The organism is Streptomyces sp. NPDC090798 (genome assembly GCF_044768965.1).
Classification (GTDB): Bacteria; Actinomycetota; Actinomycetes; order Streptomycetales; family Streptomycetaceae; genus Streptomyces.
On record NZ_JBIVXA010000019.1, the window covers coordinates 100,439 to 123,055 of the forward strand.

At 70.0% G+C, this 22,617-nt stretch carries 24 protein-coding genes; 20 read left to right on the plus strand and 4 right to left on the minus strand.

Annotated elements, in window-relative coordinates; genetic code table 11:
- Window positions 1-70 precede the first annotated feature (70 nt).
- The 3 genes from ACIQTP_RS33665 (at window position 71) to ACIQTP_RS33675 (ending at window position 4,940) form a co-directional block, all read left to right on the plus strand.
- Window positions 71-2,227 carry a penicillin acylase family protein gene (locus tag ACIQTP_RS33665; RefSeq protein WP_403407157.1) on the plus strand — a complete coding sequence of 719 codons (2,157 nt, stop codon included), beginning with the start codon at window positions 71-73 and terminating at the stop codon, window positions 2,225-2,227.
- Entirely contained in the window at window positions 2,217-2,846 is a 630-nt protein-coding gene (locus ACIQTP_RS33670) for a GNAT family N-acetyltransferase (RefSeq protein ID WP_403407159.1), read from the plus strand. Before ACIQTP_RS33665 ends, ACIQTP_RS33670 begins: the two co-directional genes overlap by 11 nt.
- A gap of 99 nt (window positions 2,847-2,945) precedes the next feature.
- On the plus strand, window positions 2,946-4,940 hold the full coding sequence (locus tag ACIQTP_RS33675) for a copper resistance CopC/CopD family protein (RefSeq protein WP_403407161.1): 1,995 nt from the start codon (window positions 2,946-2,948) through the stop codon (window positions 4,938-4,940).
- Between the two features lie 18 nt (window positions 4,941-4,958).
- Here ACIQTP_RS33675 and ACIQTP_RS33680 read toward each other — a convergent pair whose 3' ends face one another.
- Together ACIQTP_RS33680 and ACIQTP_RS33685 are read right to left on the minus strand one after the other, a co-directional pair.
- Window positions 4,959-6,062 carry a CU044_5270 family protein gene (locus tag ACIQTP_RS33680; RefSeq protein WP_403407163.1) on the minus strand — a complete coding sequence of 368 codons (1,104 nt, stop codon included), beginning with the start codon at window positions 6,060-6,062 and terminating at the stop codon, window positions 4,959-4,961.
- Complete coding sequence (locus ACIQTP_RS33685; RefSeq protein WP_403407164.1) at window positions 6,059-6,715, minus strand: RNA polymerase sigma factor; 657 nt, start codon at window positions 6,713-6,715, stop codon at window positions 6,059-6,061. The genes ACIQTP_RS33680 and ACIQTP_RS33685 overlap by 4 nt, the downstream gene beginning before the upstream one ends.
- A gap of 692 nt (window positions 6,716-7,407) precedes the next feature.
- On the opposite strand from ACIQTP_RS33685, the gene ACIQTP_RS33690 reads away from it, so the two are divergent.
- A complete protein-coding gene (locus ACIQTP_RS33690; protein WP_403407166.1) occupies window positions 7,408-8,262 on the plus strand; it encodes a DUF3800 domain-containing protein in 855 nt (284 codons plus the stop codon).
- A gap of 274 nt (window positions 8,263-8,536) precedes the next feature.
- On the opposite strand, the gene ACIQTP_RS33695 is transcribed toward ACIQTP_RS33690, so the two are convergent.
- Window positions 8,537-9,784, minus strand: a complete 1,248-nt coding sequence (locus tag ACIQTP_RS33695; protein WP_403407168.1) for an XRE family transcriptional regulator — start codon at window positions 9,782-9,784, stop codon at window positions 8,537-8,539.
- A gap of 158 nt (window positions 9,785-9,942) precedes the next feature.
- Window positions 9,943-10,278: a winged helix-turn-helix domain-containing protein gene (locus tag ACIQTP_RS33700; RefSeq protein WP_403407170.1), complete on the minus strand. Its 336-nt coding sequence runs from the start codon at window positions 10,276-10,278 to the stop codon at window positions 9,943-9,945.
- 357 nt (window positions 10,279-10,635) lie between these two features.
- Between ACIQTP_RS33700 and ACIQTP_RS33705 the strand changes: the two genes are divergently transcribed.
- From ACIQTP_RS33705 to ACIQTP_RS33780, 16 genes are all read left to right on the plus strand, one after another.
- Window positions 10,636-10,800 (plus strand): hypothetical protein, encoded by a 165-nt coding sequence (locus ACIQTP_RS33705; RefSeq protein ID WP_403407172.1) that lies wholly within the window; start codon window positions 10,636-10,638, stop codon window positions 10,798-10,800.
- An 85-nt stretch (window positions 10,801-10,885) separates the two neighbouring features.
- On the plus strand, window positions 10,886-11,116 hold the full coding sequence (locus ACIQTP_RS33710; protein WP_101404181.1) for a hypothetical protein: 231 nt from the start codon (window positions 10,886-10,888) through the stop codon (window positions 11,114-11,116).
- Between the two features lie 139 nt (window positions 11,117-11,255).
- The gene (locus tag ACIQTP_RS33715; protein WP_403407279.1) at window positions 11,256-11,546 is read left to right on the plus strand and encodes a hypothetical protein; all 291 of its coding nucleotides are present in this window, start codon (window positions 11,256-11,258) and stop codon (window positions 11,544-11,546) included.
- Window positions 11,543-12,208 (plus strand): GGDEF domain-containing protein, encoded by a 666-nt coding sequence (locus tag ACIQTP_RS33720; protein WP_403407174.1) that lies wholly within the window; start codon window positions 11,543-11,545, stop codon window positions 12,206-12,208. Before ACIQTP_RS33715 ends, ACIQTP_RS33720 begins: the two co-directional genes overlap by 4 nt.
- Window positions 12,208-13,314 carry a conjugal transfer protein gene (locus ACIQTP_RS33725; RefSeq protein WP_403407176.1) on the plus strand — a complete coding sequence of 369 codons (1,107 nt, stop codon included), beginning with the start codon at window positions 12,208-12,210 and terminating at the stop codon, window positions 13,312-13,314. The genes ACIQTP_RS33720 and ACIQTP_RS33725 overlap by 1 nt, the downstream gene beginning before the upstream one ends.
- Window positions 13,311-13,694, plus strand: a complete 384-nt coding sequence (locus ACIQTP_RS33730) for an RRQRL motif-containing zinc-binding protein (protein WP_403407178.1) — start codon at window positions 13,311-13,313, stop codon at window positions 13,692-13,694. Before ACIQTP_RS33725 ends, ACIQTP_RS33730 begins: the two co-directional genes overlap by 4 nt.
- A 181-nt stretch (window positions 13,695-13,875) precedes the next feature.
- A complete protein-coding gene (locus ACIQTP_RS33735) occupies window positions 13,876-16,101 on the plus strand; it encodes a cell division protein FtsK (protein ID WP_403407180.1) in 2,226 nt (741 codons plus the stop codon).
- Between the two features lie 141 nt (window positions 16,102-16,242).
- Window positions 16,243-16,494, plus strand: coding sequence for a hypothetical protein (locus tag ACIQTP_RS33740; RefSeq protein WP_403407182.1), 252 nt, complete (start codon window positions 16,243-16,245; stop codon window positions 16,492-16,494).
- A gap of 17 nt (window positions 16,495-16,511) precedes the next feature.
- The gene (locus tag ACIQTP_RS33745; protein WP_358545634.1) at window positions 16,512-16,706 is read left to right on the plus strand and encodes a hypothetical protein; all 195 of its coding nucleotides are present in this window, start codon (window positions 16,512-16,514) and stop codon (window positions 16,704-16,706) included.
- 15 nt (window positions 16,707-16,721) lie between these two features.
- The gene (locus ACIQTP_RS33750; RefSeq protein ID WP_403407184.1) at window positions 16,722-17,207 is read left to right on the plus strand and encodes a hypothetical protein; all 486 of its coding nucleotides are present in this window, start codon (window positions 16,722-16,724) and stop codon (window positions 17,205-17,207) included.
- A 19-nt stretch (window positions 17,208-17,226) separates the two neighbouring features.
- Window positions 17,227-17,736: a hypothetical protein gene (locus ACIQTP_RS33755; protein ID WP_403407186.1), complete on the plus strand. Its 510-nt coding sequence runs from the start codon at window positions 17,227-17,229 to the stop codon at window positions 17,734-17,736.
- A 91-nt stretch (window positions 17,737-17,827) separates the two neighbouring features.
- Complete coding sequence (locus ACIQTP_RS33760; RefSeq protein WP_403407188.1) at window positions 17,828-18,745, plus strand: DNA primase; 918 nt, start codon at window positions 17,828-17,830, stop codon at window positions 18,743-18,745.
- A complete protein-coding gene (locus ACIQTP_RS33765; protein ID WP_403407190.1) occupies window positions 18,742-19,065 on the plus strand; it encodes a hypothetical protein in 324 nt (107 codons plus the stop codon). The genes ACIQTP_RS33760 and ACIQTP_RS33765 overlap by 4 nt, the downstream gene beginning before the upstream one ends.
- On the plus strand, window positions 19,062-20,636 hold the full coding sequence (locus ACIQTP_RS33770; RefSeq protein WP_403407192.1) for a YfjI family protein: 1,575 nt from the start codon (window positions 19,062-19,064) through the stop codon (window positions 20,634-20,636). The genes ACIQTP_RS33765 and ACIQTP_RS33770 overlap by 4 nt, the downstream gene beginning before the upstream one ends.
- A 339-nt stretch (window positions 20,637-20,975) precedes the next feature.
- Window positions 20,976-21,203, plus strand: coding sequence for an excisionase family DNA-binding protein (locus tag ACIQTP_RS33775; RefSeq protein ID WP_403407194.1), 228 nt, complete (start codon window positions 20,976-20,978; stop codon window positions 21,201-21,203).
- A gap of 84 nt (window positions 21,204-21,287) precedes the next feature.
- Window positions 21,288-22,568 carry a site-specific integrase gene (locus ACIQTP_RS33780; protein WP_316733964.1) on the plus strand — a complete coding sequence of 427 codons (1,281 nt, stop codon included), beginning with the start codon at window positions 21,288-21,290 and terminating at the stop codon, window positions 22,566-22,568.
- Window positions 22,569-22,617: the final 49 nt, after the last annotated feature.

The following is a 22,617-nucleotide window of genomic DNA, read 5'->3' on the forward strand; positions in this document are numbered from 1 at the left end:
CGCCCCTCGCGTACCATTTCGCCCCAATGGAAGTTAGGTTAGCCTAACCTGGCAAAAGTGGGGATGGATTGTGACCGCCGAGCTCTACCGTGACCCCTGGGGGATCCCCCACCTGCGCGCCGCCGACGCCCGCGCCCTCGTCCGCGCCCAGGGCCGTGTCACCGCCCTCGACCGTGCCTGGCAGCTGGAGGTCGAACGCCACCGCTCGCAGGGCACCTCCGCCGCGTTCCTCGGCGCCGAGGCCGTCGACTGGGACAGGTTCGCACGCCGGGCCCGGCTCGACGACACCGCGAGACGTTGCTTCGCGGCGCTGGAAAGCCGGGATCCGGAGACCGCCGACTGGGTCGTCGCGTACGTCGACGGGGTCAACGAGGGACTGGCCGAAGGCGCCCGGCGCACACCGGAGTTCGCGGAGACCGGGCTCGCCCCGGGGCGCTGGGAGCCCTGGACCCCGCTCGGCGTCTGGCTCGGCGTGCACATCCTCTTCGCCGGTTTCCCCGCCAAGCTGTGGAGGGAGGAGGTCGTCCGCCGGATCGGACCGGAGGCCGTGGACCTCTTCGTCGCCGACGGTCCGGGCACCTCCGGCAGCAACGGCTGGCTCGTCACGGGCGAGCGGACCGGCACCGGGCAGCCGGTCATCGCGGGCGACCCCCACCGCTTCATCGAGGACCCCGGCGTCTACCAGCAGATCCATCTCTCCTGCCCCGAGTTCGACGTCGTCGGCCTCGCCGTCCCCGGCGTCCCGGGCATCGCCCACTTCGCCCACACGGGCACGGTCGCCTGGGCCATCACCAACGCGATGGCCGACTACCAGGACCTGTACCGGGAACGACTGCGACGCGTCGGACCCCAGGGATCGGAGGCATCGGAAGGGCCGGAAGGGCCGGAAGGGCCGGAAGGGCTGGAAGGGCCGGAAAGATGGGAGGCGCTAGACCCCGACGGGGAGTGGCGGGCCGTCGCCCGGCACGTGGAGACGGTCGAGGTGGCGGGAGGTGAACCCATCGAGGTCGAGGTCGTCGAGACCCCCCGCGGGCCGGTCGTCATCGGGGGAGCGGAGACGACCGAGGGCGTCGAACCCATCAGCCTCCGCTACCCGCCCCGTGTCACCGAAGACCTCGGCTTCAGCGCGCTCCTCCCCCTCCTCAGGGCCCGTGAAGTCGCCGACGTCGACCGGGCCTTCGACCACTGGGCCGAGCCCGTGAACGTCGTCCAGGCCGCCGACACCGAGGGCCGCGTACTGCACCGGGTCGCCGGCCGGGTCCCGCTCCGCGGCGCGGACAACCGCACCCGGATCGTCGCCGCCTGGGAGCCAGGGCACGAATGGCGGGGCTGGCACGAGATGCCGTACGGGACGGTCGAGGACGGCGTCGCCGTGATGGCGAACCAGCGCGGCCCCGCCGGCCCGCTCGGTGTCGAGTTCGCCCCGTTCCACCGTGCCGCCCGGATCCGACAGCTCCTCGACGAGCGGCCGAAGTGGTCGGCCCGGGACATGGCGGACATCCACATGGACACCCATCTCGCCTCCGCCGCGCCTCTGATGGACCACGTCGCCGCCCTCGACGGACTCGGCGTCGAGGCGACCGCCCTGCGCGACCGGCTGCTCGGCTGGGACCGCCGGATGACGGCCGACAGCATGGCGGCGGCCGCCTACTCCGCGGTGCGCGGCGCGGTCGTACGGCGGCTGGCCGCGCACCCCGCCTTCGCCGCGCTGGCCGACCCGCCCGCGTACCCCGAGGTCTTCCGCCCCTGGCTGGCCCTCCTCCCCCGCGTCGGCATCGCCCTCGAACACCTGCTGAAGGCCGAGGAGTTGTACGGCATCGACCGCGCCGCCCTCGTCCGTGAGGCCGTCGAGGAGGCGGCCGCGCAACCGCACGGCGTCTGGGGCGACACCCACCGCCTCGCGCCCTGGCGCGCGCTCACGACCACCTCGTACGACGAACCGGGGCTCTCGGGGGACCACGACTGCGTGCTGTGCACCTCGGCGGTCCCCGGCCTGACCGACCTGAGCGCGCGCGGCCCGGCGGCCCGTTACGTCTGGGACCTCGCCGACCGCGACCGGAGCCTCTGGGTGGTTCCCTTCGGCGCCTCGGGCGTCCCGGGCTCGGCCCACCACCGCGACCAACTCCCCTTGTGGCTCAAGGGAGAACTGGCCCCCGTCAGCACCGACTGGAGCCGGCTGACACAGGAGCAGGAGACAGAGAAGGTTGAGGACGACCATGAGCAGTGAGCCGTACGCCGTCGACCGCGAGGCCGTGCACGAGCAGAAGGTCGACGGCTTCGGGACCGTGCGCGTCCTGCCCGTCGACCCGCACGCCGACCTGGACGTCATCCATCGCTGGGTGAGCGAGGAGCGTGCCGTGTTCTGGGGCATGAACGGGCTCACGAAGCAGCAGGTGCTGGAGACGTACGTCCACCTGGGCTCCCTCGACACCCACCACGCCTTCCTCGCGGTCAAGGACGGCGAGCCCGCCGCGCTCTTCCAGACGTACGAGCCCGAGGCCGACCGGGTCAGCGAGTGCTACGCCGTCGAGCCCGGCGACATCGGGGTCCACCTGCTGATCGGCCCCTCGGGGCCCGGCGGTGGCCGGCCGGGCTGGTCGTCCGTGCTGCTGACCGCGTTCACCACGTACGTGCTGATCGGCCTCGACCGGCAGCGGGTCGTGGTCGAACCCGACGCGCGCAACGAGAAGGCGATCGCGCTCCTGGTCCGGCAGGGCTTCGTACCCGGCCCGGAGATCGTGCTTCCCGAAATCGACCTTCCCGAGGTCTACTTGCCCGAGAAGCGGGCCCGGCTGGCCTTTCTGACGCGGGAGGCGGCCCTTTCAGGGGATTCCTCGGTGGGCTGATCGGTGGGTTCCTCGCCGGGGGAGTGAGCACGGCGCCGGATTCGTCCGTACGTATCCGTGACTCTGGAAATACGGACCGGTCGGGAAATACGGACCGGAATGCGGACCGGAACGCGGACACCGCAGGGACGACGGAGACGACGGAGACGGCGTGTGAGCGGACGTGGAGGCGGACAGCGGGAGCGACGGCGGATCGCCCAAGGGCTCGCGCTGCTGGGCACGGTGCTGGTCCTGGTGCTGTTCGGCGGTGTCGGCGGCGCGTCCGCCCACGCCGCGCTGACCGGCACCGATCCGCAGGACGGCAGCGTGCTGAAGACGGCGCCCACCGAGGTGACGCTGTCCTTCAGCGAGTCCATCGGGCTCCTCGACGACTCCTTCCGCGTGCTCGACCCGGACAACCGGCGCGTGCACACCGGCGATCCGGGGCACGCGGGCGACCGTTCCGACACCGCCCGTGTGACCCTGCCGAAGGGCCTGGGCACCGGCACCTTCACGGTGGCCTGGCGGGTCGTCTCGGCCGACAGTCACCCGGTCTCCGGAGCCTTCACCTTCTCCATCGGCAAACCCTCCGCGACCGCCCCGCCCGTCCCCGTCGACCCCCCCGGGAACACCGTCGCGGGCACGCTCTACGACGCCGCCCGCTACTTCGCGTACGGCGGTCTCGCCCTCCTCATCGGTGCGGCCACCTTCGTCCTGGTCTGCGGGTTCCCGGGCCCGGTGCGGCGACTGCTCCTCACCGGCTGGTGGATCCTGGCCGGGTCCACCGTCGCGCTGCTCCTGCTGCGCGGACCCTACGAGCGCGGCAGCGGCCCGGCGGACGCCCTCGACCCGTCCGTCCTCAACGAGACCCTGACCAGCAGGCCGGGACTGGCCCTGCTGGCGCGGCTGGTGCTGCTCGGGGCGGCGGTGTTCTATCCGGTACGCGAGCAGGCGCGGGGGCGCGTCGTCCTCGCGCTCGGCGGGCTCCTCACCGTCTCCCTCGCCGTCACCTGGGCCGTCGCCGAGCACGCGTCCGCCGGGATCCAGGTCCCCGTGGCGATGGTCTCCTCCGTACTGCACCTGCTGTCGATGGCGGTCTGGCTGGGCGGCCTCGCGGCCCTGCTCACCGCGCTGTACCGGTCGGCCGAGCCGCTCCCCGCGGCCGTCGTCAACCGCTTCTCCCGCCTCGCCCTCGCCTCGGTCACCGTCCTGGTCGTCACCGGCGTCTACCAGTCCTGGCGCGGCCTCGGCTCCTGGGACGCGCTGACCTCCACCTCGTACGGCCGGCTCCTCGTCGCCAAACTGGTGGCGGTGCTGGTGCTGCTGGCGGGGGCGGGGGCCTCGCGGCGCTGGACCGGGCGGCTGATGCTCGCGGCGGAGGAGGCACGGACAGCGGCGGTGCCGGTGGAGGAGCGGGTCCCGCAGACGGTGGGGGCCGCGGCCGCCCCCGCCGGCGTACGGAGCGAGGGGGCGCACGGCCCGTCGGACGGCGGTGCCTCGGACGACGGCGTACCGGACGACGGCGTACCGGATCCGGATCACGAGCCCTCGGACCAGACCTCCGACAAGAGCTCGGACAAGAGCTCGGACAAGGCCTCCGACAAGGCCTCCGACGAGGCCGACCGGTACCGGCGGGCGTTGCGGCGTTCGGTGCTGGTCGAGGTCGTCGTCGGCATCGTCGTGCTGGTGATCACCACCCTGCTCACCGGTACCCAGCCGGGCCGCGCGGCCACCGAGGCCGCGGCGGCCTCCGCCACCGCGGCCGCCGGGGAGGCCACGACCTCGACGACCACGATCCCGTTCGACGTGGGCACGCAGGGCGGACACGGCAAGGTGCAGATCGAACTGACACCGAGCCGGGTGGGCGAGAACTCCGTGCAGGCCGTGATCTACGGCCCCGACGGCGGCTTCGCCACCGTGCCCGAGCTGCGCCTCACCTTCACCCTGGAGTCGCAGCGGATCGGCCCGATCGACGCGGAACTGACGGACCGGGGCGGCTACTGGGGCGCGGACGGCGTCACCCTCCCGGTGGCCGGCACCTGGACCATGAAGGTCACCGTCCGCACCACCGACATCGACCAGGTCACCGTGTCGAAGACCGTGAAGATCGGCTGACCGGTCCACCGCGTCGGCTCACGGGGTCCGCTTCATGCCGTCGACGACGGCCCGCTTGAGGATCGCGCTGGTGAAGGTCACGGTGCCGGGCTTCATCAGGGCGTCCTCGCCGGTGCCCTGCTTCACCTGGACCGAGCGCTCGCCCAGGAAGACATGGGTCTTCTTGTCGAAGATCCACTCCTCGCGCTGACCGCTGGTCTCGTCCAGCCGGGCCACCGCGACCCCGTTCCTTCCCACCGCGTCCACCGCGTCGTCGACGACGACGACACCGGGGATCTTCGCGGCGGCCTTGAACAGCGCCGGGTAGAGGTTCGCCGGGGGATAGCTCTCTCCGAGCAGGTCGCCGATGGTGGTGAACGCCTCCTGGTCGGGTGAGTTGCCGTGGCCCTTGGTCTCCTTGTAGATCGTGGCCAGGAGCTGATCGGGGTCGGTGGTCAGCTTGGCCAGGTAGTCGTACGTGGGGTGGTTCAGGCCGCCGACCGGGGTGTTCCCCTGCTCGTCGGGCAGGCTCAGGGTCTCCCCCGCGGGGTCGTCGCTGGAGGCGGGGTCGATCAGCCAGCCCTTGGTGCCGTCGGGGGACTGCCAGATCCGGCGGGTGTGCAGCGCGTGGCTGGCGAGGCTGCTCTTGTCGTCGACGGTCTTCACGAAGGTGTCGGCCGTCTTGGACTCCACGTAGATGTACTGGCCGGGCTTGACGGCCGGGTGGCTCCCCCCGGTCTCGGCCGCCGCCAGGGAGATCTGGCCCAGCAGCTGGGGGACGCCCTTGGTGGTCGCGGCACCGATGTGGGTGGTGAGGGCGGGGCCGGTGGCGACACCGCCGTCCCTGACCCCGCTGCCGTCGTTCAGCGCCACGCCGGCGACGACCGTCCCGGCCAGGGCGGCGGCCAGCACGGGCAGCGTGATCGCCGGACGCGGCAGCCGCAACCGCCGGGTCCGCGCCGGGGCCACCGCCTCCGCGGCCGCCGTGCGCTCTTCCTGCTGGGTCTGGTGAATCTGGGCCATCAGGCGCTCCTTGTGGAACTGGTGACGGCCCGCCGGGAGATCGCGCGCCGTGCGGGACAGGAGCTGCTGGGCGCTCTCGTCCTGCGCGGCCGGACTCTGCCGGGGCGTGTTCGCGTTCATCGGTTTCCTTCCTGTGCGGGCCGGATCACTTGGGTGCGATCGCCTGTTATCTGTCGGGCGCGGCGGCTGCCTTCCCGTCTTCCGCGAACTTCTTTCAGCGGCGGTCCGGGTTCTTGGCGCGCCGGACCGGGGTCGGTGAGGGTGCGCAGCTTCTTGCGGGCGCGGGAGAGCCGGGAGGCGACCGTGCCGACCGGAATCCCCAGCGCCTCCGCCGCGGCCTCGTAGTCCAGGCCCTCCCCCAGACAGAGCGCGATGACCTCGCGCTCCGGGGGCCGCAGCTTCGCGAGGGCGGCGAGGGCGGTCGCGAGACGGCGCCGGTCGTCGACCTGCCCGGCCACGTCCTCGGCGTGGTCGGGCACCGACAGCTCGGCCGCGGCGGCGGCCTGGGCCGCCTGCCGGTAACGGCGGTTGCTCCGGTACTGGTTGCGCGCGGTGTTGGTGGCGATGCCCAGCAGCCAGGGCCGCAGCGAGCCGCCCTCGGGGTCGACCCGGTCGCGCAGCCGCCATGCCTCCAGGAAGGTCGCGGCCATCACGTCCTCGGCCGTCGACCAGTCGGCGGTCAGCCGGAAGGCATGGTTGTAGACCGCGCGCGCATAACTGTCGAAGAGCTCCGCGAAGGCGCTCGATTCCCCGGCCCGTACCCGGGTACGCATATCAATGCTCACCCCTATGAGCTGTCCGGCACCCCACACCGACTTCCCGTGACCCGCGTCACACCCCGCCGTGTGCCGTTCGGACCGGCACGGCGAGGCGGGCCGCCGGGCTCCGTCCGACGAAGCGCCGCGGCACCAGGATGCGGTGCCCGTCCCCGAACCCAACGTCGAAGGGCCCCACCGCGAACGGTGGGGCCCTTCGACATCGTGCCCGGTGAGGCACTGGCGGAGGATACGAGATTCGAACTCGTGAGGGGTTGCCCCCAACACGCTTTCCAACTGTCCGCATGGCCGTCCGGGGGCGTTCGCAGGGGTTCGCGGGGCAGGTCAGAGGGGGTGCGCGTACGGCGGTGAACGGTGGCGGCCGTGGGCGTACTGGACAAGGACCAGGACAACGAACGGTGCTGAACGGTACGGGGATGTCACGTGCCCTAGAGCGGTCTGCGGCCACCCGTGTGGAAAAACTTCTTGCGCACAGGCGGTGTACAGAGAATCCGCAGATCAGGCCCGGCGTCGCTGCTGGATGATCAGCCCGTGCACAGGGTTGCACACAATCCTATCCACAGAAAATGACCTCTTATCAACAGATCTGCGGGCGTTATCCCCAGAGGGTGTGGATAACGCCCTTGGTTAACATCTCGTCACGTGCCACGATTTCCTCACGGTGCGCAACGAACCTCCCGTCCCCCGCGATGACGGCCTCGCTGCACAACGGTGTCGTCGTCAAAAGCGGGAACGGAGGAAGTCGGGTGTCAACAACGTCGGGCCATGCGCAGGCCGCGACCGTCGGAGGGGTGGCGCTGCCGAAGCTGCACGCATTCGTCGACGAGGCTGGCCAGCGGTCGCGATCTGAGAAGTCGAGTGATCACTTCGTCATGTCGGCCGTCGTAGTGGCGGATGGTGACCTGCCTCAGGCCGCCGCATTCCTTGCCGCACTCCGGATAGACCTGCGGCGGCGGCCGGGGGACGTCCTGCACTGGCAAAACTTCAAGTCTCATACGGACCGGCTTCACGCAGCGAAGTTCCTTGCCGCGCAGAACTGGGCGACCGTATCTAGTGTTGTGGTCTGCAAGAGGCACCTGCCAGCGGGTGGGGCTCGCCTCGACGACGATCAGGCTTACCTCTACACCTTCCGTTACCTTTTGGAGCGCCTGTCGTGGCTGGCTCGCGACTCGGGATCGATCCTGGAGTACACCCTCGCCCATGTGGTGCGATTCAAGATGGCGAAGCTTCGTCAGTATGAATCGATCCTGCAAGCGCAGGATCCGATGGAGTGCCGGGTGGCTTGGAAGGCTCTTGATCCGAGGGGCGGACGGATCGATCAACCTTCGCGAGTTGAGATGTTGCAGTGTGCTGATCTTGCGGCATCGGCAACTTTCGCGGCTTTCAATGATGACCGGTTCGGCAACACGGAACCGCGTTACCTGCAAGAACTGAGTCCGCGACTCTACAGACGCGGCGCCGCGCCGCTGACCTCGTACGGTCTGAAGATGCATCCGGCGAACCCCAGCACAAAGGCCGCCTACCCGTGGGTAGCGGCCCTGTGAGCACGTCGGCCGGCTTAAGCCGCGCTTGGCGGGTGCTGACGTTTCCGACCAGCAGACGACCGTCCGTGCATCTCTCACTGTAGACGCTGAGGTCGCCAAGTCAACGGGCAATGTGGGGCAAAGTATATGTGAGTTCCTATGAACTAGAACGCTTGATCGATATGTAGGGATCGTGAGCACCTCTCGGTGCTCAGTCGACTCGTGAAGCCCCTCGCTTCGCAAAGCGATGACTGGCACGGCCTCCGGGCGAGGCGGCCGTGCCAGTCTTTCGGGGTCAAGAGGGGAGGAACCCCGGCTTCTCCCTGCCCAGGTCTTGCAGGTGGTTCAGGTAGTCCTGCGCCGCCGGTTCGGTGCTGTAGCGCTGCCTCATGACGGCCGCGAGTTCTCGACTGGTCATGATCAGGGACGGGACAGACTGACGCTCGCCCTGTAGGGCGCGTTCGCCATGGATGAGGGCTTGTTCGAGGTCGCCCTCTCGCGCTGCGGTGACCCCCAGGGTTACCCGCGCTTCGGCGTTCCGCATGGGTGACCGCTCTGTGCCGTCGAAGTCGGTTCCCGCACGCAGCACCTCTTGCGCGAGTGTCCGCGCAAGTCGGTCTTCCCCAACCAGCCGGTAGCAGTCCATCGCGTAGAAGTCGAACTTTGCGGGGTCGACGACAAAATGGTTGTCCAGGTTCTCGGGGTACGGCATCCCCTCAAGAAGCCGGCGCCCCTTGTCGAGGGCGACCTCAACCTGCCGTCGGTCCCCGAGTCGCGCCCATGCCTTGGCTTCCTGGCCCGCGAGCTGCACGGCGACGCCATGGTGTGCTGCGGTCTCTGCCCCGGCTTGCGCTGCCGCGATGACCCCGCGGTAGTCGCCGGTCGTGAGGGCGAACCACGCCCGCATCTCGTGTGCCCACCCCGCCACCTCGGGGTGGTCGGACTCGGTCGCGAGCGAGAGAGCGGCACGCCGCGTTGACTCGGCCGCGTGCCGGTCGCCCGTGTCGTACTCGACACAGCCGACCAGCAAGGCGAGCCAACCCGACAGCGCGAGCACCTCGCGATGCTGGGCAAGAGTGAGGCTCTTTGAGTGCAGCTCAACGACGCGGCGAAGCCACTGCCGCCCCTCGACAAGGAGCTGAGCACTCGGCATGAACGGGTACTCAGAGCAGAGGCGGTCTGTGGTGATCCGGAGAGCATCGAGCGTCGCGCTGTCGACGTCGGACCGGTTCAGGCGACTCACGATCTCCAGAGTCTCCATACCGCTCGCTGCCAAGATTTCCTTGTCGCCGTCCCTGCGGGACGGAGCAGGGAAGAGCGCGTGTGTCACCGTGCCGAACACGGCCGCGATGATCGGTTGATAGAAGTCGTTCGGTGCCTGGCCGGACTCCCAGCGCTTCCACTGGCGAATCATGCTGTCCTCTGCCGGCAGCTCCGTGGGGGCGTGCGCACGCAGGGCCCTGACCGCGTCACGCTGCGACCAGTCGCGCGCCTGTCGTTCGGCAGCGATGCGTCGCGCCCAAGCGGGCCTGTCGTCAGTCATGCGCCCTCCTCCGAGTGCCTACTCCGAGTCTCGCGCGCGAGCAGGGGGGACAGGGAAGGGGACAAGGGGGTGTCACCGGACATGTCCCCACCACCCTGTCGCCGTCCCCTGGCTGTCACTTACCTCACACACTCCGTTACTCCCATGCTGGTTGCACATCAAGCGCCACCCGGTACGGAGCGGCTTTCCAGCGCTTCGAGCCGTTCGGTCAACGCTTTGAGTTGGGAGCGGATTTCTTTGATGTCATCGCGTACGTCGTCACCCCGGGCAGACCCGTCGCTGACGAAGTTGCCCAGGTTCCCCGCAGACACGATCAACCCCTCGGTCCGGAGTGCGGCTAGCCCGTTCTGGATGGTCTGGCTGGCGTACCCGAAGCGGTCCATCAGCTCTCGCTGAGAGGGGAGTTTCTCCCCCGGCTTCATCTTCTTGATGTCGTCGCGGAGCGCGTCTGCGACCTGCACCGCCTTCGGCTTGGGCCCTCCTGTGACAGTCATGCCTTGAGGGTACCCACCACAGCGAACTAGTGCGCATCACCCCACGGGGCTTGTGCACCACAGCAGACTAGTGCAAGCTAGTTAGCAAGAGGTCGCCCCGACTCAAAGGGGAAACCGCTTGACCTGCACAGACAGCGTCCGGAGGAAAGCCCGAGGGGGTGAGTACGAAGGAAGCGCCGGTTCCTTGAGAACTCAACAGAGTGCTTCGAACTTGACGGGGCTTGACCTCGTCCCCGCGACGGCCGGGTGACGACCGTCGGCCCCGGCATTCAGCCGCGAGGGCGCGGGACCGGATCCCGCCCGGGGCACTGCGGTCGAACGACCGCCGCACGTCCGGAACGCACAGAGGAGAAGCACATGAGCGACAGCAAGGGCGGCGCCGTCTTCAACTTCGGCGACGGCAACATCACGTTCGGTGGCTCCGTGGTCCTGGGTGACCAGGTGGCCGTGTCCGGCGGGGTCGTCCACGGCGACGTGGTCATGGGCGCCGGCGCCAGCACCGAGGACACCGACGATGAGTAGAGCGCTCGGTGCGGCGGCACTCCCGGACAAGGACAGCCCGCCGCTTCCGGTCTCCATCCCGACACAGTCAAGGAGTGGAAGCGCAGTGAACCAGAACGACATCGAGGACCTCGCACACCGCGTCGCGTCGGCCGCAATGGAGTTCGCTCCGAGTCACCGTCCGACGCCCCGGCAGGTGGCCGACGCCGCCTCGGTCCTTCGCGACATGATCCGGGCGGCCGAGCTGCACGGTGTGAAGTTCGCGCACTTCGACGGCATCGGGGACTTCCCCCGCATGGCCATTCAGCTCGTTCAGCACCGCGACGAGAGCCGGTGACCGGCGTGGATGCTGCCGCGCTCATCATCGCCACCGTCTGACCCCCGTTCTTAGCGGGGCGGTCGCACTCCCGGACAAGGACAGCCGGCCGCCCCGCGCCAATCCCGACGTACCTGAAATGGAGAGATCCACCATGCGTATGCGCACTTTCGTCGCAGGTCACGAAGCGCACGGCGACCTTGAGTTCGCGGAACTGGCGCTCGGCATCGACGTCGACCTGTTCCGGGGCCCGCTGGAGTCCGAGACGGACGACGAGCGCGCCGCCCGCGAGGACGCGGCCCGTGACATCCTCGCCGACCTGCGGCAGGAAGCGGAGGCCGGTGACGAGATCGCCGGTTGGGACGCCCTGTACGCCGACGCGCTCACCCGCACCGTGCCGTTCCTGCGTGCCGTTCGCGGCTTCCGGTCGGGGACGGGGGAAGCGGCATGAGTGAGCTGATATTCACCGCCGCCGCGGGTGCGCCGTTACTGGCCGGGTGGTCGGTGCACGCGCTTCGGCTGACGCGCCGGATCGAGGCCGCTCGCCGCGATCCGCTGACCGGGCTGTGGACGCGGGACGCGTTCGAGGACCGCGCCCGCAAGAGCCTGTCCCAGGGGCAGCAACGGGCAGTTCTCGTGCTGGACCTGAACTGGTTCAAGCAGATCAACGACACGCACGGCCATGCGGCCGGTGACGCGGTGATCCGCGCGACCGGCATGCGGCTGGGGGCGTGGGCGGCCGGACACCACGGGGTGGCCGGACGGCTGGGCGGGGATGAGTTCGCCGCCGTCACCGACGTCTTCGGCGAGGCCGACACCGTCACCGGCAACCTGAGCGCCAAGGTGCTGGACCTGGTCCGCAGCCTTGAGCGGCCGGTGCCGTTCGAGGGCCAGGACATCGACGTGTACGTCTCGGTCGGGGTGGCCCGCTACTGGCGTGGGACCGCTGATCTGTCTGCGCTGCTGCGGCAGGCGGATGAGCACATGTACCGGGCCAAGCGCGAGGGCGGGGGCGCCAGCATCGCCCCGAAGCACGAGACGGGCCCCTCGCTTCCTACCGTCCACGGCCGTCGCTACGGCCGGCCGGGCACCACCGGCAAGGAGGTGGCGTGATGACCGCACGCAAGCCACTGACGAAGGTTCAGATCAGTGTCCTGACGGCCGCGTTCGTGCCCATGCTGGCCACGGGCGTGGTCGGCGGTATCGGCACCTACAGCAACATCGGGCACGCCTACGGCAAGGGCACCGCGCTCGGTGCGCTCGCCGCCGGCGAGGGCGCAACCGCCGTTCTCGCCCTGGTGCTGCTCGGGCTGACCATGCTGGGACAGTCCTCCCCGCGCGTCGTCCGGGTCGGACTGTGGGCCCTGCCGGCCGCCGCCGCCGTCATGGGCGCGATGGCCGCGCCGGACCCGGGGCGGACCGTCATCTTCGCGCTGACCCCGATGGGCATGTCGGTGTCGGCCGAGGGAATGGCATTCCTCGCCCGGCGGATCGTCGTCCACACCGACGGCCGCGACGCGGAAAACGAACGGCGCACCGCGGACATCGTTCAGGCCCTCGCCTACCACCGGGCGCGTGCCGCTCAGCATCCGACCGCCCGGGTCAGGAAGCGGTCCGATCGGGTGTCGTGGCGTCTGGCCCGCAAGGTCGGGGTCGGGGACGTGGCGCTCGGATCGAGGCTGCTGGACGTCCAGCGCGACCGGATCACCGCCGGTGCGGATGCCGCACTCGCCTCGATGTTCGGCGGCACCGACCCGGCACCCGCCCTGATTGCGAATGCGGAGGAATCTGCTGACACCGTGAGGAATCGGTCTATGGCTGACCTGTCGGAATCGACCCCGGCGCCGTCCGTGGTGCTGACTCGATTCCCGGTTCCCGATCCGGTGGCGGTCGACCTGGGGAAGTCGACTCTGCCGCTCAAGCCCGTACGGGCGCTCCCGGCGCCGATCGTGGCACCGGTCGCACGGACGGTCCCGGCGGTGTCGAGCCGGCCGCGCCGGGCGACGGGTCGGGTGCCGCAGGTCGCCCGATCGAGTCGGCCCAAGCGGACACCGGATCAACTGCTCACCGAAGCACGGTCGGTCACGGCCGGGTGGGCGGATGCGCAGATCACTGCTGAGGGGATCCGCCGCGAGGTCCACACCTCGCCGGCGAACGCGCGGATGCTGCGGGACACGATCCTCGCTGAACGTGCCGCCGTCGGCGGCACGGCCCCGTGAAGCGTCTGACCCTCGCCGACTGCTTTGACCCCGCCGGTGAGCGGTTCGGGATCCCCACCTTCCCCTGGCGCTGCGCTCCCGACGAATACGCCACCCGCCGCCAACTGAGGGGGCGGGGGCTGCGGCCGGGCGGGCAGGAAGTCGCCGCGCAGATCCTCCGGCCGCGCCGTCGGCGCGAACCGCTGACCGCGTACCTGTACCGGGTCGACCTCGCCCGGTCGGTGCGGCCGATGACTCCGGCGAGGTGGGCGGCGCTCGATAAGGCCAATGCCGCCCGACGCCGTTGCCCCGAGTGCGGCCGGGATGCCGGATACGTGATCCCGTCCTCGCTCGGAGCCTGTGTGACCTGTGCTTATCCCGAGGAACAGCGCGCTGCGTGACCTGGGTGGGGAAGGTTCCTACCCGCCGCAGGGGTACAAACCGTACCCCTCAGCAAGGGGGTAGGAACTCTGCCCGTTACCGCCGAGTACGGCGCCCATCATCTCTGCACGGGTCCGGCCGCCCGACCTTCCACAGCAAGCCGGCCGGACCCTTCGACTCCCGTGAAGGAGCAGATACATCATGACCGAGAGCACCGTGTTCCCGTCCCCGGCCGAGCCGGAGGGCGCCGACGAGCGGACGGCCGCCGTGCTGCCGTTCCCGCTGAAGAAGGATCCCGTCCCGGCCGCCGTACCCGGCGAGGGTGAGGTGAAGCCGGGGGAGTGGGAGGCCGAACTCCCCGACACCGACGACCCGGAGGCCGAGGGACTGGCTGAGGGCGTCCCGGTTGACCCGCCGCGCGAGGTCTACCCGCCCTCGGTGGCTGAGTGGATGGAGGCCAAGGACAAGGCCCGCTTGGCTGTCCTGCCGGACTGGGTCAAGCTCCCTGACCAGCGAAAGGCCGTCCGTAAGTGGGCTGTCCGCCACTACTCCACCGTGGTCGGCTACCACGCGGTTCGTCTGCCGTGCATCTACACGCCCAAGGTGCTGTGGTACTCGCCGCGGGGGGCGTGGCGCTGGTCGGCCGCGATCGGCCGGTGGGTGTTCGACTCAGAGGGCAAGACCCTGCGTCTCGCCGCCGTGGCCGCTGAGGACGCGGCCGAGTATCTGAAGCTGTCGCGGCAGCGCAACGACCGTGTGAGGCTGCGCGGGATCGTCGCCACGATCGCCGGGTTCGTCGGCCTCGCCGCTACCCTGACGCTGTTCGTCATGGCGCCGTCGTGGCTGCTCTTGCTGGCCGTGGCCACGCTGACCACCACGTTGGGCGCGGTGGGGGCGCCGGCCGACCGGCCGCTGATCGACATGGCCAAGGTGACGTTCCGCAAGCGCAAGTTGTCTTCGGACATCGTCATCCGCGCTCACGAGGCGTCCGGACTGACGACCAAGGATCAGTCGATTGCCTTCCCGCGGCCGATCGGCCGGGACGGCGACGGCTGGCGCGTCGTGGTGGATCTGCCGTACGGCAAGACGTTCGAGGATGCCCTCAAGGCCCATGCCCGGCTCGCGTCTGGCATGGACATCGCGCCGACTCAGCTCTTCCTGGACAAGGACGAGACGAGCGGCCGGCGGGTGTCGTACTGGATCGCCGACCGTGACCCGCTCGCGGTCCCGTCCGGCAAGTCGCCGCTGTTGGGGGCGACGCGGGTGGACTTCTGGAAGCCGTTCCCGTGGGGTGTGGATGAGCGGGGCAACCCGGTCATGGCCACGATGCTGTGGCTGTCTCTGCTGGTCGGCGCTGTGCCGAGGCAGGGCAAGACGTTCTCTGCCCGCACGATCGCGCTTGCTGCCGCGCTGGACCCGTACGTCAGGTTGTACGTGTTCGACGGGAAGGCGTCACCGGACTGGCGCAAGTTCGCCCTGGTCGCGCACCGCATCGCGTTCGGCATCGTGCCCAAGAACGGGTTCGACCCGGTGGGGCATCTGCTGACCTCGCTGCGCGAGTTGAAGGCGGATGTCGAGGACCGGTACCACCGGCTTTCCGAACTGCCGCTGCACATCTGCCCGGAGGGCAAACTCACCCCGGAGATCAGCCGGGACAAGAAGCTGAACATGCCGCTGACCCTGTTCGTGATCGATGAGGTGCAGGAGTACTTGCAGCACCCCGAACACGGCAAGGAGATCCTGTCCTTGCTCGTTTACCTCGCCCGGGTCGCCCCGGCGGTCGGCGTGAGCGTCATGACGTCCACGCAGAAGCCGGACGACAAGGCCTGTCCCTCGGAGCTGCGCGACCAGCACCAAGCGCGGTTCGCGCTGCGCGTCGGCGCCTACCAGGTCTCCGACACGATCCTCGGTGCGGGCTCGTACTCCGAGGGTCTGGACGCGTCCAAGCTGCTCAAGTCACACAAGGGCGTGGGCCTGCTCAAGGGCATGTCCGACGACGCGGGGATCGTGCGGACCTACCTCGCCGACGGCCGCGACGCCGAACGCATCCTCACCCGCGCTGCGGCGCTGCGCGAGGCCGAGGGCACGCTCACCGGCGACGCGGCCGGCGAGGCCCCGGCCCCGGAGGTGTCCGCCACGATCCTGGACGACGTCGCCGCCGTCCTCGGCAAGGGCGAGGCCAAGGTGTGGTCGGAGACCATCGTGGACCGGCTCGCCGACCTGCGCCCCGACGTCTACGGACCGTGGGCGGAACTGGAGCCCAAGCCCAAGGCGGAAGCGCTCACCGCAGCCCTCAAGCCGTTCGGCATCGGCACGGGACAGATCAGCCGCCGCATCGACGGCGAACAGGTCAACAAGCGCGGCATCAAGCGCGACGACATCGCCACCGCGATTACACAGCGCAACAAGAAGCGGGACGCCGGATAGGTGCCGCAGCCTGCTACCGGTAGCGGCAGACGTCGCTACCGGTAGCAACCCTGCTAGCGACCCAAACCGCCCCTGATCAGGTCGCTAGCACATAGCGGCCGACCTGCGGAAACCCCTCGAACCCCCTCTGAGAGGCCCCTGATGAGCCTTGCAGTGCTCGCTACCGCATTCCTGCTGACCGTCACACTCTGTTACGTCGTCAAGTGCTGGCTGAGCCCGTTCGGAGACTGCCGCAAGTGCGACGGCATGGGCCACGCCTTCAAGACCGATCGCAAGGGCAAGACCAAGCGCGGCAAGGACTGCCGCCGCTGCGACGCCACCGGCAAGCGCATACGCGTCGGCCGCTGGATCTACAACCGCGCCGCGCGCACCTACCGCGCCGGCACCCGCTGACCCGCCGGGAGACGCCTGTGGTCCTCACCATCCCCCTCGTCCTGCTGCTCGCCGCCGTCCTCGCCCTGCTGCTGCGCTTCCGGGCGCTCGGTGCGGGCGCGGCCGTCGCCGCCGTGCTCTTCGGCTTCTACCTCGCCGGCACCGGCGCGGCCGACACCGTCAACCAACTCGTCACCGCCGTCACCGGCGCCCTCGCCGGAACCGGCCGCTAGAGAAGAGACCAGGACGTGAACGAACCCACCGCGTACCGCCGCCCGGCCGGATACGAGCCGGCGGCCGTGGAAGTCCACCACCCCACCCCCCTCGCCCCCTACGACCTCGCCGCGCCGGTGGCCATGGACCCGTACGCCGAGCGTCAGCCGGTGGTGTGGGTGCCCGACGCCTACGGCCGCATGGTCCCCATGCCCAAGCACCTCGCCCCGCCCGCCGTCGTCGCCCCCGCGCCCCGCGACCTGACCCCGCTCCCGCTCCTTGACCCCATCGCGCAGCGCCTCATGGGCGCCGGCATCGGGGGCGGCGCCCTGTCCGCCGGGGCCGGATACGGCATCGGCGAAGTCATCAACGCCGCCGCCGGCTTCAGCGGCGGGGCACTGATCTGGATCGCCCTCGTCGTCCTCGCCCTGCGCACCCCCGCCCGCGCCATCACTAGCGGCAAGGGCAGCACGGTCAACATCCGCAAGGCCGTCATCAAGCGCAGCCACTTCCACGGCTGAACCCCCCCAGAGGAGAACCGTGTTCGACATCCGCATCATCTGCGACCCGGCCGACACTGACCGCATCGTCGCCGCGCTGGACAAGACCTTCACGACCGGCACCGTCACCGTCTGCCCCACCCGCGACGGCAAGCAGCATCGCTTCTACGTCAGGGCCGACCACCGCGCCGACCCGGGCCCGTGGCCCACCCCGGAGGCGGCGTACGCGTTCGCCCCGAGCGTCGTCCGCGAGATCGGATGGACCGTCGGCACGGCCGTCGACAAGCCGCACGGTGAGGCTCCGGGCCGTGAGTACTGGCTGCGCAAGGCCGCGTTGCTGGACCGCATCGCGCTGCGCGACGAACTGGACGGCATCACGGGCGACGCCGGTGATGCGGCCACGGAAGCGGCTCGCCGGTTCGTCGACTACGACCGCGACGGCAACGGCGGTCACGACGACGGGCCGATCCGGGCGGTGCAGCCGAGGGCCGCCGCCGAACCGCGCGGCTACGTCCGCCAGGAATACGCCCACTGGGCCAAGACCAACTAGCTACGCCCGAGGGCGGCGGCACTCCCGGACAAGGACAGCCCGCCGCCCTCGGTCTCCGTATCCCGACGTAGCAGAACAGGAGACCTCCAGCATGACACCTGACTGCAAGACCCCGCGCCCCCGCATTGCGAATCATCCGGACGGGAGTCACCTGCGGACCGCGCTGGACCTCGCGGCGGCCGGCGTGCCGCCGCTGCCCCTGCGGCAGGGCAAGGTGCCGTTCGGGAACTGTCGCCGGTGCGCGGACGGCGCGTGCGGCGGACGGCCGAACATGAAACGGGCGGGTACGTGCCAGTGCCCCGCCCCGTGCCACGCATGGGCCGCTGCCACCACCGACACCCGGATCATTAACTCCCCGGCGTGGGCCCCGGCATGGCGCGAGTCTCAAGCGGTTGCCTACCACCCCGGCGGGGCCGGGGTGACCGTGGTGGACCTCGACACCGCGGCGGCCGTCGCATGGGCCCGCGAGACCCTGCCCGCTACCCGCACCGTGCCGACGACGCGGGGTGAGCACTGGATCTACCGGGGCGTCATGCGGTCGTCCAACGCTGTCCGGCCGGGCGTGGACGTCAAGTCGCTGATGCAGTACGCCCGGTGGCTGGGTCCCGGCACCGGCCGCATGGCCGACCTGTCGGCGGCCGTGCGCGCCCTGGTGGCGAAGGAAGAGACCACCCCCGCCCGGGGGGAGGTGGTGTCTTCTGTCCCCGAGCGGGTCACCTGGGACCGGGCGGTTGCGACCGGGTGCCGCCACACCGAGCGCTACGTCCGCACCGGCCTCGAACGCGGCCTCGCCCTCGTGCGGGCCCGCACCGAATCCGGCGCCGCTTCCCAGGCGTTCGGGGTCGCCCGGTTCCTCGCCGTCCAGCACGCCCGGTGCCCGGGACCGTGCGGACTGGCGCTCCTGGGGCAAGAGATCGTGGCCGCCGCCGTCTCCGTCGGCGTCCCCGAGCCCTACGCCCGCCGCGCGGTCGCCAACGGCCTTGAGACGGCCGTGGAGCGCGCGGCATGAATAAAGCATCCCGAACCCCCGCGAACGGCCCTCAGGTCGCCGTGCAGCGCCCGCCACGGCCGGCCGTGGGCGCACCGAAGGGCGCCGCCCGTGAGGGCGTCCTTTCTGCTGTTGGTTCTGACCCGCAGACGGTCACCGTCACCGGCATCCAGCCGGGGCTTCAGATCCAGTGCGAGGGCGTACCGGTGGCGGACTGGCTGTGTGCCTGTGGGCATCACGAGCGTGCCCGTGGCCGCGCTGCCGTCATCGCGCTCAGCGCCCGCGTCATCGTCGGCGTCTGCCCGCACACCACCGCGTCCGAAGGGAGGGCGGCCTCATGACTCCACAGCCTGTGGACAGTTCTGACCTGTGGGCCGGACTGCCCACCCTGGAAGACCTGCCCGGCGAGGACGACAAGGCGCCGGACGTACCGGATGTGTGGGAGGACCCCATTCCTCTCACCGGCCGGCGCGAGCGCCCCGCCTTCCCCGCCCACGTCCTGCCCGCGTGGCTGCGCGACTTCGTGGCGGCCGTCGCGGAGGAGACACAGACCCCGGTGGACCTCGCCGGGTCCATCGCCCTCGCCGTCCTCGCCACGGCGGCCGGCGGCCGGTCGGTCGTCCACGTACGCGGCAACTGGCGTGAGCCCACCAACCTCTACACCGTGGTGGCCCTGCCTCCCGGCAACCGCAAGTCCGCCGTCTTCACCCTGCTCACCGACCCCCTGTTCGAGGCAGAGAAGCAGCTCAAGGCCGCGATGAAACCGGTCATCGTGGAAGCGGAGGTGACCGCCCGACTGGCCAAGGAAGCCGCGGAGAAGGCCGCCGCAAAGGCCGCGTCCGCTGAGGCGGACAAGCGGGATCAGGCGGTGGCCACCGCCGTCGGATTGGCGCAGACCGCTGACACGCTCGCCGTGCCGGCCGAACCGGTCCTGTTGGCGGACGACTCGACACCCGAGACGGTCACCTCCCTCATGGCCGAACAGGGAGGCCGGCTGTCCGTGATGAGCGATGAGGGCGGCATCTTCGACATCATCGCCGGGCGCTACTCCAGTGGCGCCCCGAACATGGAGGTGTTCCTCAAGGGGCATGCTGGCGGCCGTCTTCGGGTCACCCGGCAGACCCGACGCGAGTACATCGACGCCCCCGCCCTGACCATGGGACTGGCCGTGCAGCCCGAGGTGCTACAGGCCATCGGACAGATCAAGGGAGCCAAAGGCCGCGGACTCTTGGGCCGCTTCCTGTACTCGCTGCCGGTGTCGACCGTCGGAGACCGCAAGGTCATCACGGATCCGGTCCCTGAGCAGACGGCCGCCACCTACACCGCGAACGTCATCACCCTGACGCTCTCGCTCGCGGGGTGGACCGACCCGGCCCTCATCCAACTCAGCCCGGAAGCCGACGCGGCCCTGATCAGGTATCAGGAACGAGTCGAACCCCAGCTCAAGGCCCGCGGCGGGAAACTGGGCCACATCACCGACTGGGCCGCGAAACTGGCCGGGGCGGTGGCACGCATGGCCGCGCTGCTGCACCTCGCCGAACACGGCGGCAACGGCTACGCCCACCCGGTCACCGAAACCACCCTGAGCGCGGCTATCGAACTGGGGGAGTACTACACCGCTCACGCCCTCGCCGTGTTCGACGCCATGGGCGCCGATCCCGTCCTTGGCCGGGCCCGCAGCGTGCTGGACGCGCTCAGGGACAACGGATGGGAAGACGTCAGCCGACGGGACGTCTTCACTGTCCTGTCCCGGTCCGAGGTCCCCACCGTCGCCGATCTGGAACCGGCCCTCGCGCTGCTGGAAGAACACGGATACCTGCGGAGCTACCAGCCGGAGCGATCCGGCAAGCGCGGTCGTCCGCCGGCCCCCCGTGTGTCAGTGCACCCCAACCTGCGGGGCGCCGGGCGGTAGCCCAGAACCAGCCCGACCCCCGCCGCACAAACCGCAAAATCCGCAATAACCCCCGGCATGCCCGCTGACCTGCGGCGGGACCTCGCGCCACCTCTCGGCGAGGGCCCGCCGCACAATCCCGCGATATTCCGCAAAAATCCGAGCCGCGCCGCCCGGGTCGGAGCCAAGCCGCCCGGTGCCGCTGATTTTTGCGGAATATCGCGGATTTTTGCGGAGCGCCGTCCACCATCACCCGCACACCGCATCGCCGCAGGTCAGTGGCCATCCCCGCTATTTCTGCGGATTTTGCGGTTTGTGCGGCGGCATCTGCTCAGGAACGCAGCCACACAGGAGTGAGCCTTGGACGAACACGGCACCCTCACGACCCCCGTCGACGACGACCCGACGCTTGTTCTTCTCACCGTCGAAGAGGCCGCCCGCCGACTCCGCATCGGCCGGACCACATGCTTCGCGCTCATCCGCGCTGGAGAGCTGGAGTCCATCGACGTCGGCCGCCTCCGTCGGGTCCCCGCAGACGCGCCCGCCGAATACGTAGCCCGCCGACGCGCGGCCCAACGAGCCGCTTGACCACGCCCGGGGCGGCGGCACTCCCGGACAGGACAGCCCGCCGCCCCGGTCTCCATCCCGACACCGAGAAACAGGAGTCTGCCTGTGGCAGAAGAACAGAAGCGCACCCGTCGGGCCAACGGCGAATCGGCCATCTACTACGGGAAGGATGAGCGTTGGCACGCCCGGGTGCCGATGGGTTACAAGGACGACGGGACGCCCTACCGCCGGCACTTGACGCGCCCGACGCGCAAGGAACTGGTGGATGAGGTCCGGAAGCTGGAGAAGCAGCGCGACGAGGGTTCGGCGCAACAGCCCGGCAAGCCGTGGACGGTCGAGAAGTGGCTGTGGCACTGGGTCGAGAACATCGCCAAGCCGGTGGTCAGCGAGAACACCTACGACGGCTACGAGGTCGCGGTGCGCGTTCACCTCGTGCCCGGTGTCGGCAAGCACCGCATCGACCGCTTGGAGCCGGAACACCTGGAGAGTCTGTACCGCCGGATGCAGAAGAGCGGCAGCAAGCCCGGCACGGCTCATCAGGCTCACCGCACCATCCGAACCGCCCTCGGAGAGGCAGCACGGCGCGGCCATGCGGCGAAGAACGCCGCCGCGCTGGCGAAGCCGCCACGGATGGAAGAAGCGGAAGACGAGGTAGAGCCCTACTCGCTGGAAGAGGTGCAGAGCCTGCTGATCGAGGTCAACAAGCGCCGCAACAGCGCCCGCTGGATGCTGGCACTCGCGCTCGGTCTGCGGCAGGGCGAGACACTCGGACTGCGCTGGTCTGACGTCGACCTGGACAACGAGTACCTGAAGCTACGCCGGAACCGTCTGCGCCCCAGGTACAAGCACGGGTGCCCGGAAGCCTCGCCGTGCGGCCGAAAGGCCGGGTACTGCCCGAACCGGGAACAGGTCCGGCGCGAGACCAAGAACACCAAGTCTCGGGCGGGCCGCCGCGCGGTGCCCCTGCCGGGTCCGCTGGTCGCCATGCTTCGGTCGCATGCCGAGGTGCAGGCGCGCGAGCGCAAGACCGCTGGTGATCTGTGGGTCGAGTCGGACTACGTGTTCACCAGGGCACTGGGGGGCCCGCTGAGCCCGAACACGGATTACCACGACTGGAAGCGGTTGCTGGTGGACGCGCGGGTTCGGGACGCCCGGCTTCACGACGCCCGGCATACCGCCGCCACCGTGCTCATGCTGCTCGGGGTCCCGGACCGGGTCATTGATCAGATCATGGGATGGGAACCGGGCACCTCCGCGCGCATGCGGGCGAGGTACCTCCACGTGCCCGACGCCATGCTCAAGGACGTTGCCCGGAAGATCGCCGATGCCATCTGGGGAACCCCGCGAACACCCGCTGTGGACAAAAACCAGGACAACGAGGTCTGAGGACAACGTCGAAGGGCCCCACCGTGAGGTGGGGCCCTTCGACATCGTG

What these genes read in the sequence shown, in the direction of transcription:
- ACIQTP_RS33670 (WP_403407159.1), top strand. Translation starts at nt 2,217, where the DNA reads ATGAGCAGTGAGCCGTACGCCGTCGACCGCGAGGCCGTGCACGAGCAG.
- ACIQTP_RS33675 (WP_403407161.1), top strand. Translation starts at nt 2,946, where the DNA reads ATGCGGACCGGAACGCGGACACCGCAGGGACGACGGAGACGACGGAGA.
- ACIQTP_RS33680 (WP_403407163.1), bottom strand. Translation starts at nt 6,062, where the DNA reads ATGAACGCGAACACGCCCCGGCAGAGTCCGGCCGCGCAGGACGAGAGC.
- ACIQTP_RS33685 (WP_403407164.1), bottom strand. Translation starts at nt 6,715, where the DNA reads ATGCGTACCCGGGTACGGGCCGGGGAATCGAGCGCCTTCGCGGAGCTC.
- ACIQTP_RS33690 (WP_403407166.1), top strand. Translation starts at nt 7,408, where the DNA reads ATGACGGCCTCGCTGCACAACGGTGTCGTCGTCAAAAGCGGGAACGGA.
- ACIQTP_RS33695 (WP_403407168.1), bottom strand. Translation starts at nt 9,784, where the DNA reads ATGACTGACGACAGGCCCGCTTGGGCGCGACGCATCGCTGCCGAACGA.
- ACIQTP_RS33700 (WP_403407170.1), bottom strand. Translation starts at nt 10,278, where the DNA reads ATGACTGTCACAGGAGGGCCCAAGCCGAAGGCGGTGCAGGTCGCAGAC.
- ACIQTP_RS33705 (WP_403407172.1), top strand. Translation starts at nt 10,636, where the DNA reads ATGAGCGACAGCAAGGGCGGCGCCGTCTTCAACTTCGGCGACGGCAAC.
- ACIQTP_RS33715 (WP_403407279.1), top strand. Translation starts at nt 11,256, where the DNA reads ATGCGCACTTTCGTCGCAGGTCACGAAGCGCACGGCGACCTTGAGTTC.
- ACIQTP_RS33720 (WP_403407174.1), top strand. Translation starts at nt 11,543, where the DNA reads ATGAGTGAGCTGATATTCACCGCCGCCGCGGGTGCGCCGTTACTGGCC.
- ACIQTP_RS33725 (WP_403407176.1), top strand. Translation starts at nt 12,208, where the DNA reads ATGACCGCACGCAAGCCACTGACGAAGGTTCAGATCAGTGTCCTGACG.
- ACIQTP_RS33735 (WP_403407180.1), top strand. Translation starts at nt 13,876, where the DNA reads ATGACCGAGAGCACCGTGTTCCCGTCCCCGGCCGAGCCGGAGGGCGCC.
- ACIQTP_RS33740 (WP_403407182.1), top strand. Translation starts at nt 16,243, where the DNA reads ATGAGCCTTGCAGTGCTCGCTACCGCATTCCTGCTGACCGTCACACTC.
- ACIQTP_RS33760 (WP_403407188.1), top strand. Translation starts at nt 17,828, where the DNA reads ATGACACCTGACTGCAAGACCCCGCGCCCCCGCATTGCGAATCATCCG.
- ACIQTP_RS33765 (WP_403407190.1), top strand. Translation starts at nt 18,742, where the DNA reads ATGAATAAAGCATCCCGAACCCCCGCGAACGGCCCTCAGGTCGCCGTG.
- ACIQTP_RS33770 (WP_403407192.1), top strand. Translation starts at nt 19,062, where the DNA reads ATGACTCCACAGCCTGTGGACAGTTCTGACCTGTGGGCCGGACTGCCC.